Origin of the sequence: Pseudomonas sp. MWU347, from assembly GCF_017947305.1 — a bacterium.
GTDB lineage: Bacteria > Pseudomonadota > Gammaproteobacteria > Pseudomonadales > Pseudomonadaceae > Aquipseudomonas > Aquipseudomonas putida_A.
On record NZ_JAFGZB010000002.1, the window covers coordinates 57,302 to 75,956 of the forward strand.

Consider the following 18,655-nt stretch of genomic DNA (forward strand, 5'->3'; position numbering starts at 1 on the left):
GCTGTGTCATTCAACATGGATGTGGCTGACACGCCGTCTTCGCGAGCAAGCCCGCTCCCACAGGGAGATTTGTGGTGGGGCAAAAAATGGGAGCCTCTTGGGCTCCCTTTTTTTTTACAGCGAACTAGCGCGGTGGATAGTTGGCCAATATCCGGCTGACGGTTTCGCGCACTGCGTTGCTGCGATCCTGCGGATTGGGCGTGCTGCTGAGCATCTGTTCATCGCTGCCGCGCCACACCAGTTTGCCGTCCTTGCCGTCGAGCAGGTCGATCTGGATCGTTGCCACCTTGTAGGTGATGTTGCGGGTTTCGTTGTACATCGGCGCGCCCCAATACCCGTTCCACGGGCCACCCCAACCGCCGCCGTAGTTGGTGGTCACTTGCTGCTGGCGATCCTCGACGATCAGGTAGGTTTGCACGCTCAGGTCGCCTTTGGCCCCCGCAGCGGCAGGGCGCAAGCCGCGTTGATCAAGTTGATCGCTGACGGCCTGGCGGATGCGTTGCTCGGTCAGGTCGCTCTTGATCCGTGGATCATCCGGGCGATATTGCAGCGCCGGTTCTTTCCAGCTCCAGCTGCGATAGGCGGCGAAATCGCGGCTGGCGTCAAAGTCGTGATTGACCTGGTTGGCAGCGCAGGCACTGAGCAGCGCGGCCATGGCCAGTAAAGCGAGACGACGGAACATGGTTGTTCTCCGGTTGAAGGCCTGAACCTGCGAAGCGTTCTCACCTGAAGTCTAGCTCGGCGGATACGCCGACAGGGCTTTTTCCAGAGCCTCGCGAATGGCGTCGGTGCGCACCAGTTGGCTACCCTGATTGGCGGTTTCGGCGCTGGCGCTCCACACCGGTTGACCGGTGCCGGCGTCGAACAGATTGACCTGCACCACCACGACCTGCTCCTGATAGGTGCGAACAATCGGCACAGTGTTGTACATGCCGTAACCGCGCCCGTAGCGATCATAGCCACTGTATCCGCCGTAACCGTAATCGTCCTGCACCTGCCGCAAGCGGGTTTCCAGACGCAGATTGGCGCTGACCAGCAAATCGGCCGGACGATTGTCGTGCAACGGCCGCAGACCACGCTGATCCAGCGCATTGCTGACGGCTTCAGCCACTTGCGCCGAGTCGGCCCAGGCCGTGCCCGGCGGTAACTGCCCGTTGAGCCAGGCCCAACTGCGATAGCGCCCGTAATCGCGTGTCGGCGCCGGGTAGGCGCTGCGATCAAACGTATTGGCCGCTTGCGGCGGCGCCGGCGGCAACGGCCGCGACTGCGCGACATACGGGTTGCTGCCCTGGCAGGCGGCCAACCCCAGACAGATCAGCAATAACCCGAGTTGAGCTTTCATGTAGTGCTCCGATCAGATCGGCCGGCAGATCCAGTGCAAGTAACGCCCAAGCCCGGCGAAGCTTGGGTGACGACGGTGCGCAAGTTCCATCTCCAGCAAGTCCACCAGTTCGGCGCGGGCCTGGAATTCCACCGGCATGTAGTCGTGGAAAACCCGGATCCCGCTCTGGGTTTCGACCTGCCACAACCCTTCGAGTTGCGTTGCCAGTTCCCGCGGGTCGAGCGGTTGCTGCGGGGTCAGGCTCTGCTTTTCACCGGCCATGGTGTTTTTGCGCATTTTCTTGAAATGGCCCTTGAGCAGGTTGCGGTAGATCAGCGCATCACGGTTGTAGAACGCCAGCGACAGCCAGCCACCGGGCTTGGTCAGTTGATGCAGCACCGGCAGGATCGCGTGAGGTTCGGCTAGCCATTCGAGCACCGCGTGGCAGATCACCAGATCGTAGGGCTCGGTGAGCTGACCGAGCAGCTCCTGCCACGGCGCCTGAATGAACGTTGCACTCTGCCCGGCTTCGGCGAAGCGCTGGCGAGCACCTTCGAGCATCGGTTCGGCCGGCTCGGTGAAGGTCACTTCATGGCCGCGTTCGGCCAGCCACAGCGACATGTGGCCCAGACCGCCGCCGATGTCCAGCACGCGCAGCGGTCGGTCCGGCAATGCTTCGGCCAGGTCGGCCTGCAACACCGCGAGGCGAATCGCGCCTTTGGCGCCACCGTAGATTTTTTCGGCGAAACGGGTCGCCAACTGATCGAAATGCCGGTCGCTCATCAGTTGAACCGCCGTTCGCTGTCGGCGAGCTTGCTGCGCACCACTTCATTCATGTCCAGCCCCAACTCGCTGCACAGCAGCAACAGATACAGGACGATATCGCCGACTTCCTGCCCGGCATGCGCCAGTTTGTCCGCCGGCAACTGGCGTGACTGGTCTTCGGTCAGCCACTGGAAAATCTCCACCAGTTCGGACATCTCGACGCTGGCGGCCATGGCGAGGTTTTTCGGGCTGTGAAATTGCCGCCAGTCATTGCGGTCGCGAATGGCGTGCAGGCGTTCGGTCAGTTCAACAAGGTTCATCGGGCTCTCCTGAAGGCGTATAGCTTCGGGGGGATGTCGGCTGAACGCAAGCGGCCATGGCTCGCTCCCACACAGGATTGAGGCAAACCCTCTATAGTTGCAGGGAACTCGGCCACCCGCGCGGTGGCCCAAGGCTCAGCTCTTTCATCAGGATGCACACATGCAGGTAGAAAGCTTTTTCGAATGGCTCGGCCAGGCACTCGGTTCGATCATCCGTTTCATCGTCGACGGCCTCAGCGGCCTGTTCAACATTCTGAGCAACGCCGGCGGCAACTTTGTCGATGGCCTGGCGAAGACGCTGGGCATGGACACTTCGATCATCAGCATCCTCGCGCTGATCGTCGGCCTGATGCTGCTGTGGTCGGCGATTCGCGCGTTCATGAATGCGTCGATCATTGCCGGGATCATCTGGCTGCTGTTGGGGTTGTGGTTGTTGAGCTGGATTATCCACTGACACCACTCTTCCCCTGTGGGAGCGGGCTTGCTCGCGAAAGCGTCAAATCAGTAAAAGCTGTTTTGACTGACACACTGCCTTCGCGAGCAAGCTCGCTCCCACAATAGATCGCATGAATCGCTACAATCCCCGCTCCCCCAAGGAGCCCGCATGTCCAACCTGATTGCCGACTGGCGCGACCGCCCGACTCACCGCAAGGTCTGGGCGCTCGCCGCGCCGATGATTCTTTCCAATATTTCCGTGCCGCTGGTGGCGCTGGTTGACAGCACCGTCATCGGCCACCTGCCCCACGCCCATCAGTTGGGCGCAGTGGCGGTCGGCGCCAGCCTCTACACGTTTCTCGCCTGGGCCATGGGCTTTCTGCGCATGGGCACTACGGGGTTTGCCGCTCAGGCCGCCGGGCGCAGCGACGGCGCGGCGTTACGGCAGATTCTGTTGCAGGGTTTGCTGCTGGCGCTGGGACTGGCGATCGTGCTCGGCACTCTCGGCGTGCCGTTGAGCGGCGTGGCCCTGCACTTCATGCAGCCGTCGGCCGAACTCGATCAACTGACCCGCGAGTTCTTCCACACCCGGTTATTCGGGCTGCCGGCAGCGCTGGCCAGTTACGCCCTGGTCGGCTGGTTCCTCGGAACCCAGAACGCCCGGGCGCCGCTGGCGATTCTGCTGAGCACCAACCTGATCAACATCGCTCTCAATCTGTGGTTCGTGATTGGCCTGGAATGGGGGGTGGTCGGTTCCGCCCGGGCCTCGGTGATTGCCGAGTGGAGCGGCGCCCTGCTCGGCCTGTGGCTTACCCGCGGCGCATTGCGCGCCTATCCCGGGCACATCGCCTGGACGGCCTTGAAGGTGTGGCAGAGCTGGCGCCCGCTGCTGGCGGTCAACCGCGACATTTTCATCCGCAGCCTGGCGCTGCAATCGGTATTTTTCCTGATCACCGTGCAAGGCGCGCGGCTCGGCGATGCCACGGTGGCGGCCAATGCTCTGCTGCTCAACGGTTTGCTGCTGACCGCGCATGCGCTGGACGGTCTGGCGCATGCGGTCGAAGCGTTGTGCGGACACGCCATCGGCGCCCGCGACCGGCTCGCCCTGCGCCGTTCGCTGGTGGTGGCCGGCGGCTGGTCGTTGCTGGCCAGCCTCGGTTTTGCCGCGCTGTTTCTGTTGGGCGGACACTTGTTCATCGAGATGCAGACCGACATCCAGAGCGTGCGCGATACCGCGTTCATCTATCTGCCGTATCTGGCGGTACTGCCGCTGATTGCGGTCTGGAGCTACTTGCTCGACGGCCTGTTCATCGGCGCCACTCGAGCCCGGGAGATGCGCAACGGCATGCTGCTGACCGTCGCCCTGCTGCTGCCGTTCGCCTGGGCATTACAGGGACTGGGCAATCATGGGCTGTGGATAACGTTCCTGCTGTTTATGGTCTTGCGCAGCCTGACCCTCGGCGCACTGGCCCTGTGGCTGCGGCGCAACGACGGCTGGTTCAGCGGTGCCGCTCACTGAGCCGGTGTGTGTTTGACGAACGCGACGACCTGATCGAGTACCGGCGCCAGACGCCGCAGCGGACGCGACAGGGTCGCCACCAGCGTCACATGACTGGGGCGCGAGTAGTAAAGATCCTGCACCTGTACACCCGCCTCGCGCAGTTTGCGCGCCAGGCCTGCGGTGTTGCGCGTCGGGTTGACCAGATTGTCCTTGGTCGCGGCGATCAGCAGTGCCGGAGGCTCGCCCGCCCTGACGTGGTTGATCGGCTGCGATTGCGGCGGTGAGTCCGGCCAGAAGAATACTGGACGCACCTGCGGATTCTTGATGGGCAGAAAATCATACGGCCCGGCCAGGCCGATCCAGCCGCTGAGGTCTTTTGGCGTCATGCCCACCGCACCGAGCAGACCAGGATCCAGCGCCAGCATCGCCGCGTTGTAAGCGCCGGAACTGTGGCCCATCAGGTACAGGCGTTGCGGGTTGCCGGAGAACTCGCGGATATGCGCCCGGGTCCAGGCCACCGCCCGCGCCGAGTCTTCAAGAAACAACGGATAGCGCACCTGCGGGTAGAGCCGATAATCCGCCAGCACCGCGACAATTCCCCGCGACGCCAGCGCCTCGCCGACAAACGCGTAATCGCCACGATCACCGCTATTCCAGCTGCCGCCGTAGAAGAACACCACCACCGGCGCGCCCTCCAGCGGCTGGCGCGGCACGTAGACGTCGAGTTTCTGTCGCGGATCATCGCCATAGGCAATCCCGGCGGTTTTGTGGAACGTGTCGTCGGGGGTCAGCGCATTGAGCACCTTGACCGGGGAACATCCCGTCAGCACCAGCAGCAGAAACCCGCCGAGGACTGCGCCGAACCGCTGCCACAGAGGATTTGTCATGGATGTCGCACCTCAAGATTGATCGTTCTGCCACTGTCGCCGCACATGCTCGAGCCGTTCCTGCTGGCTCAGCCCGTCCGGCACGTCTGGCAATACCGCTCGGGGATGCTGCAAGCGTAGCCACAACCAGCCATCCAGCACCGTGCGGTCGCTGAAACCCAGGCTCAGCCCCTCCTGCACATGGGAGGCCATGCGCGCGTAGTCGGTTCCCATTGATTGGCACCAGCGCCAGATGTGTTGTTCCAGAAGGCAGCTTTGCAAACGTTCGCGCTGACGATGGGTGAGGCTTTCGTCGATCCCCAGCGGTTCGACCGCCCACTGCGGGTTGCGCAGTTGCTGCCAGCCCTGACTACCGATGGCGAGGTCGGCCCAGGTGCCGCCAAACCAGCGCAGCAGGCGGATCGGCCCGAGCCAGCGGCTCAAGTCGGCGGCGTCACAGGCGTCGAAGAAATAACTTGCCGTCTGGCGGTTGTAATAACCGAGCAAGGCACGGTGATTGAGCCCGAACGAGACCGTCAGCATCCGGCGCAGGTGGCTCAGCATTACTGCCTGCGAGGTATCACTGGCGAACAACAACCCGCGCCAGGTCTGCGGATCATGCTGACACAGCGCCGCCAGTGCCGGGCAGTCATGCAGGTCGACCAGCAGCGGACCGTGCTCGCTTACCGCTTGAAACTCGGTGCCCTCGAACAGCCGCGTGCAACGTACGCTGGCGAACCCCTGGCGCAATGTCGCCAGCGCCTGCTGCGCATCGGCGCCATCGAGCAACAGCCACTGTACCTGCGGGGCAAAGCCGACGCCGCTCAAGCGGCGCCGTCCTGATCCAGCGACGCGACCAATCGGCAACTGCAGATCGACGCCGTGCAGTGGTTGTAACTGCCGCCGCCGGGCATCAGACACAACAGCAACAGCGGTTCGGCGGACTTGAGCCATTGCGCCAGGCCCGCGCTCGGCAGCACGTCCGGCAGCGCCAATGGCGCTTCGCAGTCTTCGATCACCGCCGGCTCCTGCAGCACACCACTGATCACCGGCTGATCCGGATCGCCTTCATGAAAACTCACCACCACTTCAACGCCTTCACGCAACGATGTCAGTGAGGCGTCGCTCAACGCTGCTGCGAGCGGCAGCCAACAATGGCTGGCGGCAGCGCCTTCGCCCTGATAAAGCCAGTCGAACTGCACCGCCACCGGCCGCTGATCGTCGGGCTGCGGTTCATCGACCGTCACTACCCATGCACGTTGCAGACTGTGCATGCGCGGCCTGGCACAGGTGCTCGTCAATGTCGGCAGTTGCGCCTGGGCAGCGGCGACGATCCGGTTGCTGTAAGCCGGCTCGCTGGCAGGATCGGCACGATGCTCGATCCGGCTCAGCAACCAGCGGCGGTTGCATTCGGCAAACGGATGCGCGGTCAACGCCAGCCACTGCGCGGCGCGCAAGGTCGGCAGATCGCTGTGGCCATAAGCTTTGCCGGCCTGCGCCGAACCCGCGTCCACATCGCTGGCGTCCACCTGCATCTGCCAGCGTCTTACCGCCGGGGTGCTCGCGCCATCGTCCACAGACGCCGCGCCGGCCACGGGAAAACGCCCTGGATCATCGACAAAGACCAGACAGTGTCCGTCCGGCCGGTGCTCGAAGTAGTAGTGGATCCGCGCCTGCGCGCACAGCCGCTGCACAAACTGCAGGTCCGACTCCCGGTACTGAGTGCAGAAAGTGTGCACCGGGTATTCGCACTGCAAATCAAAACGCCGTTGCGCACCAACGATCCCATGCTCCTTGAGCACCTGCGCGAGGATCTTCGGCACGCACTGACTGCTGAAGATCCGCTGACTGAAACGCAGCGCCAGACAACTCAGCTTCGGTCCCAGTGTCACTCGACACAATCGGGCGCCCTGATCGTGCTCATGCTGAACGACACTCTGCAATTGCCCGCTCAGGCCATTGTGTCCGGGACCGAACTGCAGGAACGCCGAGCGGAAAAGCAGGCCGGCCAGGTCCAGTTGCGGATCATTGATCAACAGATCGATATCAAAGGCGAAGGGTTCGCTGATGCCCTCACTTCCGGTAAAGGCCAGCACCTCGAAGGGCTCGGGCAGCCCCGTTACATCGAGACGAAACGACGGCTCGTTGACTGATTCGAACATGGGCGGATCTCTACAGGAGGGGCGGCCGGGGATTCTCGCCGAGAGCCATGGCCGAGTAGAGAGCTGAAGTACAACTTAGGAAATGACCTACGCGAAAAGCAGACCGGATCACTTCTCCGGCTGTGGCAGGCAATTATTTCGCAGGGGATTTGGGAAATGTCCCACCGGGTCATCCGAATTTTCCACAGCTTGAGGGAAAATTTCAGACAACCCGGTGCAACAGACCTGACTCAGGAAGACAGGTAGGAGGAACGGGTCAGGCCCAGACGCAAGGCATCGAGGAACTGCGTACGCTCGCTGGCACTGATGCGGGCACTGGCGCACTTGTCGCGGTAGTGGGTCATCAGTTCTTCCGGCGACAAGTGCACGTAACGCAACATGTCTTCGATGGTGTCGTGGGTCTCGATACCGGCGTGGTACACGCTGCCATCGGCGTTCTGGTAGATGTTCACCGAGTCGGTGTCACCGAACAGGTTGTGCATGTCGCCGAGGATTTCCTGATAGGCGCCGACCAGGAACACGCCGAGCAGATAGTCTTCACCTTCGTTCAGACCGTGCACCGGCAGGCTGGTCTCGATGCTCTGCTCGTCGACGTACTGGTTGATCTTGCCGTCGGAGTCGCAGGTCAGGTCTTGCAGCACGGCGCGACGCAGCGGCTCTTCATCCAGACGATGCAGCGGGATGATCGGCAGTACCTGATCGATCGCCCAGGTGTCCGGCAGGCTCTGGAACACCGAGAAGTTGCAGATGTACTTGTCGGCCAACTTGTCGTTGAGTTCGTCGAGCACCTGGCGGTGCGAACGCTGACGTGCCTTGAGCGAGTTGTGCAGGCGACGGCACACAGCGAAGTAGCACTGCTCGGCCAGGGCCTTTTCCGCCAGGGTCAGTTTGCCGTCGGCGTACTGCGAAGCCACGTCGCTCATGTAGTGCGTGGCGCGCCAGTAAGTCTCGGTGACCATCTCGATATCGGTCGGGCCGAGCAGGTCCACCAGCCACTGCACGGTTTCCGGCAGGTTTTCCTTGTTTTCGATCAGCGGGATTTCGTCGTTGTGTTTCTCGACGTCGGTCACCTGCACCACCAGCATCGCGTGGTGCGCGGTCAGCGAGCGGCCGCTTTCGGAGAAGATGTGCGGATGCGGCAGGCTCTGCGCGTCGCAGAACTCCTTGAGCATGCCGACCACGACACCGGCGTAGTCGTCCATGTCGTAGTTGATCGAACTGGCGTTGCGCGAGTGAGTACCGTCGTAGTCGACACCCAGACCGCCGCCGACGTCGATGTGATCGACCGGCAGGCCAAGGTTGCGCAGCTCGCCGTAGTAACGGATCGCTTCCTTGAAACCGTGCTGGTAGTCAGCCAGGTTGGCGATCTGCGAACCCATGTGGAAGTGCAGCAGACGAATGCCCTGATCCAGGCCGGCAGCGCGGAAGCGCTCGACCACCGACAGCAGTTGCGCCGCCGACAGACCGAATTTGGATTTCTCGCCACCGGTGTCCGCCCACTTCGAGGACGCCAGCGACGACAGGCGCACGCGCAGACCGACCTGTGGCTTGACCTTCAGCGAGGCGGCTTCTTCGATCACCAGGCCGACTTCGGATTCTTTCTCGATCACGATGAACACGTTGTGGCCGAGCTTCTGGCCCATCAGTGCCAGACGGATGAACTCGCGGTCCTTATAACCGTTGCAGACGATGGTGCCGCCCTTCGGCGCCAGCGCCAGCACCGCCAGCAGCTCAGGCTTGGAGCCGGCTTCCAGACCGATGGAAACGTTCTGGGTGGCGATGATGTTCTCGATCACCGCTTCTTGCTGGTTGACCTTGATCGGGTACAGCGCGGTGTACTTGCTCTGGTATTCCAGGCGCTCGATGTTCGAGTCGAAAGCACCGGTCAGTTGACGGACACGGTCTTGCAGGATGTCGGGGAAACGTACCAGCAACGGCAGGGACAAGCCGCTCTTGCGCAGTTGGTCGACTTGTTCGAACAGGTCGATAGGCGAGCTGCTCGGGCCGTTCGGACGAACTTCGACGCGACCGGCGTCATTGATCGCGAAATACCCGGCCCCCCAATGGCGAATCCCGTAAACACTGCGGCTGTCCGCAACTGTCCATTGGCTGCCATCGTCTTTACGTGTGCGTCGTACGGACATCGAAGTCCCCTATAAAGAAGTCATAGTGCGTCGCCTGATCGCAGGCCGGCGCAGTCTAAAGAATGAAAATGACGGTTCGTCAGCGCGGCGGTAGACCGCGCTGACCGCGTGTAGTTTAGAAACCGGTCATGAACAGGCTCTGTGAAAACCATGGAGACGACGCCGGATCTGAACTGCTTCAGTGCCGGATCAAGCCGCAGATGGATTTCACAGAGGCTGCTAGCCGCCGGACTTCTTCGCTTTGAAACCGTGTTTGATCAGCTCTGCCAAGAGTAGCTCGACATGATCGCCCTGGATTTCGATGATCCCGTCCTTCAACGCCCCACCGGTGCCGCAACGTTTCTTCAACGTTGTCGCCAGCTCCTTGAGGGCGTCTTCGGCCAGTGGCACGCCGGTGATGGTGGTCACCGTTTTGCCGCCACGGCCCTTGCTCTCGCGACGCACGCGGGCAATGCCGTCCCCGACCGGGATCACGGTTTGTTTGCAGATACAGGCGTCCACCGGTTTACTGCACTCCGGGCAATGACGACCTGCGTCGGTGGAAAATACCAGGCCACCAAGGGCGGCGAAGGATGCGGCTTTTTTGGCCACCGGCAATCCTCTTGGGAGGACAAAGACTGATCGCGACCTTGGGCAAGGTCATCGACCGCGAAGCCCCACTCAGGCAGGGGCAGCGCTACTGCACCGTGCGCTTGAACAAAAGCAGGTCGGTGCAGCTTGAAAAGGTCGCGCAGTGTAACGGCAAAAAGCGCAATTGCTAAGAGCCAATCGGCGCCAATTTATGTGTTCTTTGCGACGCCGCTTTGTTGAGCCTTCAGATAGCGCTTCAACGCGGCCAGAGAGTCCGGGCAGTAAGGCTTTTGCTCGATTTCGCACATCACCTGTTCGACCGGAATAAAGCGTGCTTCCAGCACTTCTTCCGGCTGCAGTTTCAGCGGGCCGTCCCACACCGCGGAAAATGCCGAGCACCACAGGCGGTTGCCGGTGTCCTCGAAGAAAAAATGATCGTGGGCGGTCAGCTCCACCCCACTCACGCCCAATTCCTCTTCCAGCTCGCGGGCCGCCGATTCGGCGTAGGTCTCATCGGCCTGCACCATGCCGCCGGCTGCCACATCCCAGTAACCGGGATAGATCGCCTTGCTCAGGGTGCGCCGGTGTACGCAGAGCTCACCAGCGGAATTGAACAACATGATGTAGGTGCCGCGCCCGATCAGCCCGCGCTCACGCAGATCGGCCCGCACCAGGGCGCCGAGCAGGTTGTCCTGCTCGTCGACCCAGGCGATCTGTTCGGCATCGGAGGCGGCGCGGTGCGCCGCCTCTTTGGCGCTATCGACCATGACTCAGCCCTGATTGAGCAATTGACGCAGATCGATCACTGCGGCGTTGGCCCGGGAAATGTAGTTGGCCATGACCAGCGAGTGGTTGGCCAGCACGCCGAAGCCGCTGCCATTGAGGATCATCGGGCTCCAGACCGGCTCCTGCGATGCTTCCAGTTCACGGATGATCTGACGCACGCTGACCGTGGCGTTCTTTTTCGCCAGCACATCGGCAAAGTCCACTTCGATGGCGCGCAACAGGTGCGACAGCGCCCAGGCCTGACCACGCGCTTCATAGAACACATTGTCGATCTGCATCCACGGGGTTTCGACGACTTCCTCGTCAACCTGCGGTACTTCACCAACCGCCGGCACTTCGGTTTTCAGCGCGGTGTTGAGCTTGACCCGGCCGACACTGGCCGAAAGGCGTTGCGACAGCGAACCCAGACGGGTGCCGACATCGCCCAGCCAGTTGTTGAGGTTGTCGGCGCGGGCGTAGAACAAGGCGTTTTTCTGCGTTGGATCAGACAGACGCGCCTGGTAACGGCTCAGGGAGTTGATGCCTTCCTGATATTCCGATTCGCTCGACGGCAGGATCCAGCTCTTGTTGTCGAAGTTGAAACGCGGTTCGGCCTTGGCCAGATCGGCATCTTCGGCCGACTGCGACTGCGAACGGGCAAAGTCCTTACGCAGGGCACGAGTCAGGTCACGCACCTGCACCAGCACGCCGTATTCCCAGCTCGGTGTGTTGTCCATCCACAGGCCAGGCGGAAAACGGTCGTTGGAAATGTAGCCGCCAGGTTTGTTCAGCAACGTACCGGCAACGGTCTTGAGGGTTTCGACCGTGGTGTAGCCGACGACCATCTGCTTGCCTTCTTTCTCGGCAGCCGCCTGGGCGTTTTGTGCCACCGGAAACAGCGCCGGCTCCTGGCTCCAGTACCAGCCCAGGCCGATGGTCACCAGCAGATAAATGCCGATCAGCGTGGCCAGCGCGCGGCTGAACAACAGCCCGCCCACATAGCTGCGGGTGGCCGACTTCGGCTCAGCGGCACGTTCAGGCGCGCTGCCCGCGCGGTTCTTCCAGTCCAGCATGGCGATATCCTTTCAATCACTTGGGTTCAACGGTTCGACCACAACCATACAACAACGTGCCAAGGCCGGCACCCGCCATTGAAGAGAAGCAGAAAATCCACGGAACGCGCGACATCGCCCCGCGAACTCTCTAGGGGTTTCCCTGATGCACTATCACCAAAGACGCCCCGGAACAGGCCATGGCAGATCAGCGCCTGTCTACAGCGCAGCGTTATGCACACAAGCGTTTTGACCCGTCGATCAGCGCCATACTCCCGGTTTACGGGAGGCTCACCGACGAACAGGTTCAATCCGAAACCGCCCGGTCAGAAACTGAATTGTGCAGCACCGCAGATTATTGATGCACGACACTCATATAAGGGAAAAGAGGTGCTAGCATAGAGCCACCAGTCGATCTCAGCATGCGCCCTAACTAGTAGTCAGGATATGACCGAGCCAGAAGACCCCAGCCGTGAGCGCCTCAAGCACCACTTTGCCCAGCGGGTAATTCATCAGGCACGTCAGATTCTTGAGATATGGCAGCGCCTGCAACGCAGTGAGTGGTCCACCGCCGACCTCGCCGAACTGAGCGAGGCCAATCTGCGCCTGCTGCGTTTTGCCGAGCGCTTCGAGCAGCCCGAGCACACGCAACTCGCGCGTCATATCGGTCAGTCGCTGGAAGCGGTGGACGCCAATCGCGGACGCCTGAGCAGCGGCCTGATCACTGACCTCAATCGTTTGATGCAGCGTCTGTCGCGCACCGGTCTGCGCCATGGCGATCAACTCGACCAAACCTTCCTGCCGCCGCTGCGCAAACCGATCTACGTCATGTTGCAGGATCACGACCGCGCCGAGCGGCTGGCCAAGCAGCTGGAATTTTTCGGACTGACCGCGCAGGCGCTGGACAGTGTCGCGGCATTTCGCTCCTCGATGGTCGAGCGCTTGCCCGCCGCGATCGTCATGGACGTGGACTTCAGCGGCGCAGGCGTCGGCTTGCAGCTGGCTGCCGAAGCCCAGGTCGGCCTGGAAGAACCGCTGCCGCTGTTGTTTTTCAGCCTGCACGAAACCGACACCCCTACCCGCCTCGCCGCCGTGCGCGCCGGTGGCCAGGAATTCCTCACCGGCACCCTCGAAGCGTCGAGCTTGCTGGAGAAGATCGAAGTCCTGACCTGCGTCGCCCAGTATGAACCTTATAAAGTGCTGATCATCGACGACTCCCGCGCCCAGGCCTTGCACACCGAGCGCCTGCTCAACAGCGCCGGAATCGTCACACGCACCCTGATCGAACCGATCCAGGCGATGGCAGAACTGGCGGACTTCCAGCCGGATCTGATCATCCTCGACATGTACATGCCGGCCTGCACCGGCACCGAACTGGCCAAGGTCATTCGCCACAACGACCGCTACGTCAGCGTGCCGATCATTTATCTTTCGGCCGAGGACGATCTGGATAAACAGCTCGACGCCATGAGCGAGGGCGGCGACGATTTCCTGACCAAACCGATCAAGCCTCGGCATCTGATTACGACTGTGCGCAACCGCGCCGCCCGCGCGCGCAATCTCAAGGCACGCATGGTCCGCGACAGCCTCACCGGCCTGTACAACCACACGCACATCCTGCAATTGCTCGAAGACTGCTCGTTCCGCGCCCGTCGCGAGAACAAGCCGCTGAGCTTTGCCATGCTCGACATCGACCACTTCAAGCGAGTCAATGACAGTCACGGCCATCCGATGGGCGACCGAGTGATCAAGAGCCTGGCGCTGTTCCTCAAGCAACGCCTGCGCAAGACCGACTTTATCGGCCGGTACGGTGGCGAGGAATTCGCCATCGTCATGCCCGACACCGACATAGAAGCGGCGCACAAAGTGCTCGACGAGATCCGCCAGCGCTTCGCCGAAATCCACTACCCGGCGCAACCGCACGATTTGTGGTGCACCTTCAGCGCCGGCGTGGTGGAAATGCACGAGGATTCCGACAGCCTGATGATGGCCAGCCAGGCCGACGAAGCGCTGTACCGCGCCAAAGGTGCCGGACGCAATCGAGTGCAGACCGCACGCGACTCAAAGCAAAGTGCCACCTTTTCATCGGAATCCACCGATTCGGTCATAACCCTGTAACAGAACCGCAATAAATTCAGGCGCTTACCATTTCTGCCGTTGGTAGCCGTCATGCGCCTGAAGTTGCTCACCAATCTCAACACTCTGCTGCTGGTCGCCGTCTGCGTGGCGCTCGGCGCGACGCTGTGGTGGTCGCAAAAAGCCTTGGAGCGTCCGTATCTGTTGATGGAGCGCTACCTCGGCCTGTCGCAGCAATTTCAGAATGACGTGGCGCGCAATGTCGAGGACTACCTCGCCAGCGGCGACGCCCTGCGCCTGAGCAGCGCCAGCCAAGCCATCGACGGCCTGCAGAAGGAGCTCGGCGAACTGCCTCCGGCACTGGCCGAGACCCTGCGACCAAGTCTGTCGAGCCTCGAAGAGTTCAGCAAAACCGACCTGCTCGCCGCCGGCAAACTGGCCGGTGATCCGCAAGCACTGCTGCTGCAAGCCGAACGCGAACTGAGCGCCAGCCTCGATCAACTCAGCACCTACGCCAATGGCAACGCGTCTTACCTGACGCCGCTGCTGGTCGCTTCGCAGCACCTGGGCAAGCTGTCGCTGGCCCGCGACAAACTGGTCAGCAGCGGCCGTAGTGAATTGGCCGCCGACGTCGAGCGCGAAGTCGACAACATCCGCACCCAGGCTCAGGCCATCGACGCCCTGCCCCTGCTCGGCGTGGTCGCCAAGCATGAATCCGGCAGTGATGATTTCGCCGCGATGATGGGCATCGAAAGCACAGAAAAAGCCGCAGCCGAAGACGCCGGGGTCGGCCTCAAGCGTGAACTTAACAGCCTGCTCGGTCGCTACCCGGCGGAGCTGGCACGCACCCGCGAGCAGATCCAGAAACGCACCGACCTGAGCACCGCGACCCATTTGAAGATCGCCGCCGTGCAACAGGCGATCGCCGGGCTTGAGCCGGTGGTACGCGCCCAGCACGGGCAGATTCAGGGCGAAGTGCGCCTGATGCAGGGCGTGATGATCGGCCTGATTCTGTTGATCGCGCTGCTGATCGACACCCTGCAGCGGCGCCTCGCCCGCACCCTGACCAACCTCGCCCCGGCGCTGTCGACCTGGGCCGAGGGCGATTTCAGTCGCGACATTCAGTTGGGCAAGACCAACCGCGAACTGCATGACATCGAAGCGTCGCTGAACCGCCTGCGCGCGTATCTGGTGGATCTGGTCGGCACGATTCGCGGCAATGCCGAACAGGTGGCCGGCAGCAGCCGTACGCTGGCCGAACTGAGCAACGACCTGCACAGCGGCGCCGAGCATCAGGCGGGCGACACCGCGCTGATCCGCGATTCGCTGGGTGAGCTTGAAGCGACGATTCAGCAGGTCGCTGGCGATGCACGACAGGCAGCCGATGCCAGTCGCCATGCGGGCCTTGCCGTCGAGCACGGACAAGCCGTGATCGGCCAGAGCCTCACCGGGCTGCACGCACTGGTCGGCGAAGTCCAGGGTAATGCGCAGATGATCGAGCATCTGGCCGAAGAGTCGGCGACCATTGGCGGCGTACTGACGGTGATCCGCTCGATCGCCGACCAGACCAACCTGCTGGCGCTGAATGCGGCGATCGAAGCGGCGCGGGCCGGGGAAATGGGCCGTGGTTTTGCGGTGGTGGCCGAAGAAGTGCGCTCACTGGCGCAACGCACGGCGGGCGCCACGGCAGAGATCCAGACACTGATCGCCGGCCTGCAAACTGCTGCCCGACAATCGGTCGAAGGCATGCGCGCGCAAGTCGAACACGCCGAAGCCACTGCCAGTCAGGCACAAGCGGCGGACGGCGCGCTGGACAAGATCGTTGGCGCGATCCAGACCATTTCCGACACGGCGATCCGCATCGCCGACATCACCGCCCAGCAGAGCGGCGCGGTCAGCGAGATCCGTGATCACAGCGAGCGGATCCATCAATTGGGCGGGGCTAACCTGCTGCGTATCGGCCGCGGGCGTGAGCAGGGTGAGAATCTGCTGGAGTTGGGTGGGCAATTGCATACCGCCGTTCAGGCATTCCGCGTCTGACAGGCCGCTATCGCGAGCAGGCTCACTCCTACAAGGGAACGCATTCCAACTGTAGGAGTGAGCCTGCTCGCGATAGCGTCATTCGCATCAGCGCAAATCTTGCGGAATGACCGGATCAAATCACTCAGTCACAAATTTCGCGCAAACATCGGTCATCGTGCTGGCTATTGCAGAGAACTGGACAGTCACAAAGCCTTTGCGGCATAGTCGCCGGGTTCTGACGACTGCTCATTCATAACAAGGAACACGCAGATGGCGACGCTACTGGTGCTGCACGGCCCCAACCTGAACCTGCTCGGCACCCGTGAACCCGGCACTTACGGTTCAACGACCCTGGCGCAGATCAATCAGGATCTGGAGCGCCGCGCCCGTGAAGCCGGCCATCATCTGCTGCACCTGCAAAGCAATGCCGAGTACGAATTGATCGACCGCATCCACGCCGCTCGCGGTGAGGGTGTCGATTTCATTCTGATCAATCCAGCAGCTTTTACGCACACAAGCGTCGCATTACGTGACGCGCTGCTGGGAGTGAGCATCCCATTCATCGAAGTGCATTTGTCCAACGTGCACAAGCGCGAACCTTTCCGCCATCACTCTTACTTCTCCGATGTAGCGGTAGGAGTGATCTGCGGCCTTGGCGCCAGCGGTTACCGACTGGCCCTGGAGGCCGCACTAGAACAGCTTGAAACACAGGCAACGACTTGAACCACAAGCGTTAAACGCCCCTGACCGACCCTTGGGAGTTGATGATTCATGGATATCCGTAAAGTTAAGAAACTGATCGAATTGCTGGAAGAGTCCGGCATCGACGAGCTCGAGATCAAGGAAGGCGAAGAGTCCGTACGCATCAGCCGTCACAGCAAGACCCCGGCTCAGCAGTACTACGCTCCGGCGCCGATGCAGGCTCCGGCCGCTGCGCCTGCCGCCGCTGCTCCAGTAGCTGCTGCCGCTCCGGCTGCCGCTGCTGCTCCTGCACTGAACGGCACCGTGGCCCGCTCGCCAATGGTAGGCACCTTCTACCGTAAATCTTCGCCAACCTCGCCAGCCTTCGTTGAAGTCGGCCAGACCGTGAAGAAAGGCGACACCCTGTGCATCGTCGAAGCCATGAAGATGATGAACCACATCGAAGCTGAAACCAGCGGTGTGATCGAATCCATCCTCGTCGAAGACGGCCAGCCGGTTGAGTACGACCAACCGCTGTTCACCATCGTTTGAACTGCGGAGAGCCTTTGATGACTGCGAAGTTGGAAAAAGTTCTGATCGCTAACCGCGGTGAGATCGCCCTGCGGATTCTGCGTGCCTGCAAAGAGATGGGCATCAAGACCGTCGCCGTTTACTCCAAGGCCGACAAAGAGCTGATGCACCTGGGTCTGGCAGACGAGTCCGTCTGCATCGGCCCGGCTTCTGCCGCTCAGTCCTACCTGCACATCCCGGCCATCATCGCTGCCGCTGAAGTGACTGGCGCTACCGCCATTCACCCAGGCTACGGTTTCCTCGCGGAAAACGCCGATTTCGCCGAGCAGGTCGAGAACTCCGGCTTCGCCTTCATCGGCCCGAAAGCCGACACCATTCGCCTGATGGGCGACAAGGTATCGGCCAAGCACGCGATGATCGAAGCAGGCGTGCCTACCGTTCCAGGTTCCGACGGCCCGCTGCCGGAAGACGAAGAAACGGCGCTGCGCATCGGTCGTGAAGTCGGCTACCCGGTGATCATCAAGGCCGCAGGCGGCGGTGGTGGTCGCGGCATGCGCGTGGTGCACAAGGAAGAAGACCTGATCGCCTCGGCGAAACTGACCCGCTCCGAAGCTGGCGCGGCGTTCGGCAACCCGATGGTCTATCTGGAAAAATTCCTGACCAACCCGCGTCACGTCGAAGTTCAGGTACTGTCCGACGGCCAGGGTCACGCCATCCATCTGGGCGACCGCGATTGCTCGCTGCAACGCCGTCACCAGAAGGTTCTCGAAGAAGCGCCGGCACCGGGCATCGACGAGCAGGCGCGTCAGGAAGTTCTGGCTCGCTGCGTCAAGGCGTGCATCGACATCGGCTACCGTGGCGCTGGTACCTTCGAGTTCCTGTACGAGAACGGTCGTTTCTACTTCATCGAAATGAACACCCGTGTTCAGGTGGAGCACCCGGTTTCGGAAATGGTCACCGGTATCGACATCGTCAAGGAGATGCTCAGCATCGCCGCTGGCAACAAGCTGTCGTTCACGCAGGATGACGTGGTGATCCGCGGTCACTCGCTGGAGTGCCGGATCAACGCTGAAGACCCGAAAACCTTCATGCCGAGCCCGGGCACGGTCAAGCATTTCCACGCCCCAGGCGGCAACGGCGTTCGCGTCGATTCGCACCTGTACAGCGGTTATGCAGTTCCGCCGAACTACGACTCGCTGATCGGCAAGCTGATCACTTACGGCGCCACCCGCGACGAAGCCATGGCGCGCATGCGTAATGCCCTGGACGAGATCGTGGTTGACGGGATCAAGACCAACATCCCGCTGCACCGTGATCTGACCCGCGACGAAGGCTTCTGCAAAGGGGGCGTGAACATTCACTACCTCGAGCACAAGCTGGCTGGCGAGAAGCACTAAGCTTCAAGTCCGCACCTGACAAAGCCGCCTTCGGGCGGCTTTGTTGT

18 protein-coding genes are annotated in these 18,655 nt (G+C 61.8%); 7 read left to right on the forward strand and 11 right to left on the reverse strand.

Annotated features, from left to right (window positions below; genetic code table 11):
- Positions 1-124 precede the first annotated feature (124 nt).
- The 4 genes from KCG87_RS03930 to KCG87_RS03945 are packed head-to-tail and all read right to left on the reverse strand — an operon-like array spanning position 125 to position 2,406.
- The gene (locus KCG87_RS03930; RefSeq protein ID WP_007963018.1) at positions 125-682 is read right to left on the reverse strand and encodes a DUF4136 domain-containing protein; all 558 of its coding nucleotides are present in this window, start codon (positions 680-682) and stop codon (positions 125-127) included.
- Positions 683-733: 51 nt separating this feature from the next.
- Positions 734-1,342 carry a DUF4136 domain-containing protein gene (locus KCG87_RS03935; protein WP_210556638.1) on the reverse strand — a complete coding sequence of 203 codons (609 nt, stop codon included), beginning with the start codon at positions 1,340-1,342 and terminating at the stop codon, positions 734-736.
- Between the two features lie 12 nt (positions 1,343-1,354).
- On the reverse strand, positions 1,355-2,104 hold the full coding sequence (locus KCG87_RS03940; RefSeq protein ID WP_103368075.1) for a methyltransferase: 750 nt from the start codon (positions 2,102-2,104) through the stop codon (positions 1,355-1,357).
- Positions 2,104-2,406, reverse strand: a complete 303-nt coding sequence (locus tag KCG87_RS03945; protein ID WP_135294881.1) for a MazG-like family protein — start codon at positions 2,404-2,406, stop codon at positions 2,104-2,106. Before KCG87_RS03945 ends, KCG87_RS03940 begins: the two co-directional genes overlap by 1 nt.
- A gap of 160 nt (positions 2,407-2,566) precedes the next feature.
- On the opposite strand from KCG87_RS03945, the gene KCG87_RS03950 reads away from it, so the two are divergent.
- Together KCG87_RS03950 and KCG87_RS03955 are read left to right on the forward strand one after the other, a co-directional pair.
- On the forward strand, positions 2,567-2,860 hold the full coding sequence (locus KCG87_RS03950; protein ID WP_007963021.1) for a hypothetical protein: 294 nt from the start codon (positions 2,567-2,569) through the stop codon (positions 2,858-2,860).
- 150 nt (positions 2,861-3,010) lie between these two features.
- Positions 3,011-4,360, forward strand: a complete 1,350-nt coding sequence (locus tag KCG87_RS03955; RefSeq protein ID WP_098967040.1) for an MATE family efflux transporter — start codon at positions 3,011-3,013, stop codon at positions 4,358-4,360.
- On the opposite strand, the gene KCG87_RS03960 is transcribed toward KCG87_RS03955, so the two are convergent.
- The 7 genes from KCG87_RS03960 to KCG87_RS03990 all read right to left on the reverse strand — a co-directional run bounded on the left by KCG87_RS03960 (position 4,354) and on the right by KCG87_RS03990 (position 11,922).
- On the reverse strand, positions 4,354-5,229 hold the full coding sequence (locus KCG87_RS03960) for an alpha/beta hydrolase (protein WP_210556640.1): 876 nt from the start codon (positions 5,227-5,229) through the stop codon (positions 4,354-4,356). The genes KCG87_RS03955 and KCG87_RS03960 overlap by 7 nt on opposite strands.
- 12 nt (positions 5,230-5,241) lie before the next feature.
- Positions 5,242-6,036, reverse strand: a complete 795-nt coding sequence (locus tag KCG87_RS03965) for a DUF4123 domain-containing protein (protein ID WP_210556642.1) — start codon at positions 6,034-6,036, stop codon at positions 5,242-5,244.
- Entirely contained in the window at positions 6,033-7,370 is a 1,338-nt protein-coding gene (locus tag KCG87_RS03970; protein WP_134785346.1) for a contractile injection system protein, VgrG/Pvc8 family, read from the reverse strand. The genes KCG87_RS03965 and KCG87_RS03970 overlap by 4 nt, the downstream gene beginning before the upstream one ends.
- A gap of 230 nt (positions 7,371-7,600) precedes the next feature.
- Positions 7,601-9,514: an arginine decarboxylase gene (gene speA, locus KCG87_RS03975; protein ID WP_003221289.1), complete on the reverse strand. Its 1,914-nt coding sequence runs from the start codon at positions 9,512-9,514 to the stop codon at positions 7,601-7,603.
- Positions 9,515-9,733: 219 nt separating this feature from the next.
- Complete coding sequence (locus tag KCG87_RS03980) at positions 9,734-10,105, reverse strand: translation initiation factor Sui1 (protein ID WP_128606462.1); 372 nt, start codon at positions 10,103-10,105, stop codon at positions 9,734-9,736.
- Between the two features lie 188 nt (positions 10,106-10,293).
- Positions 10,294-10,851 (reverse strand): NUDIX hydrolase, encoded by a 558-nt coding sequence (locus KCG87_RS03985; RefSeq protein ID WP_210556644.1) that lies wholly within the window; start codon positions 10,849-10,851, stop codon positions 10,294-10,296.
- A 3-nt stretch (positions 10,852-10,854) separates the two neighbouring features.
- Entirely contained in the window at positions 10,855-11,922 is a 1,068-nt protein-coding gene (locus KCG87_RS03990; protein ID WP_007963034.1) for a DUF2333 family protein, read from the reverse strand.
- 426 nt (positions 11,923-12,348) lie between these two features.
- On the opposite strand from KCG87_RS03990, the gene gcbA reads away from it, so the two are divergent.
- The 5 genes from gcbA to accC all read left to right on the forward strand — a co-directional run bounded on the left by gcbA (position 12,349) and on the right by accC (position 18,608).
- Entirely contained in the window at positions 12,349-14,019 is a 1,671-nt protein-coding gene (gcbA, locus tag KCG87_RS03995; protein WP_027613596.1) for a diguanylate cyclase GcbA, read from the forward strand.
- A 51-nt stretch (positions 14,020-14,070) separates the two neighbouring features.
- The gene (locus KCG87_RS04000) at positions 14,071-16,017 is read left to right on the forward strand and encodes a methyl-accepting chemotaxis protein (protein WP_210556646.1); all 1,947 of its coding nucleotides are present in this window, start codon (positions 14,071-14,073) and stop codon (positions 16,015-16,017) included.
- A gap of 252 nt (positions 16,018-16,269) precedes the next feature.
- Complete coding sequence (gene aroQ / locus KCG87_RS04005; RefSeq protein ID WP_025111759.1) at positions 16,270-16,722, forward strand: type II 3-dehydroquinate dehydratase; 453 nt, start codon at positions 16,270-16,272, stop codon at positions 16,720-16,722.
- Between the two features lie 48 nt (positions 16,723-16,770).
- Positions 16,771-17,232, forward strand: coding sequence for an acetyl-CoA carboxylase biotin carboxyl carrier protein (accB, locus tag KCG87_RS04010; protein ID WP_027613594.1), 462 nt, complete (start codon positions 16,771-16,773; stop codon positions 17,230-17,232).
- Positions 17,233-17,249: 17 nt separating this feature from the next.
- Positions 17,250-18,608 carry an acetyl-CoA carboxylase biotin carboxylase subunit gene (gene accC, locus KCG87_RS04015; RefSeq protein ID WP_045122275.1) on the forward strand — a complete coding sequence of 453 codons (1,359 nt, stop codon included), beginning with the start codon at positions 17,250-17,252 and terminating at the stop codon, positions 18,606-18,608.
- Positions 18,609-18,655 lie beyond the last annotated feature (47 nt).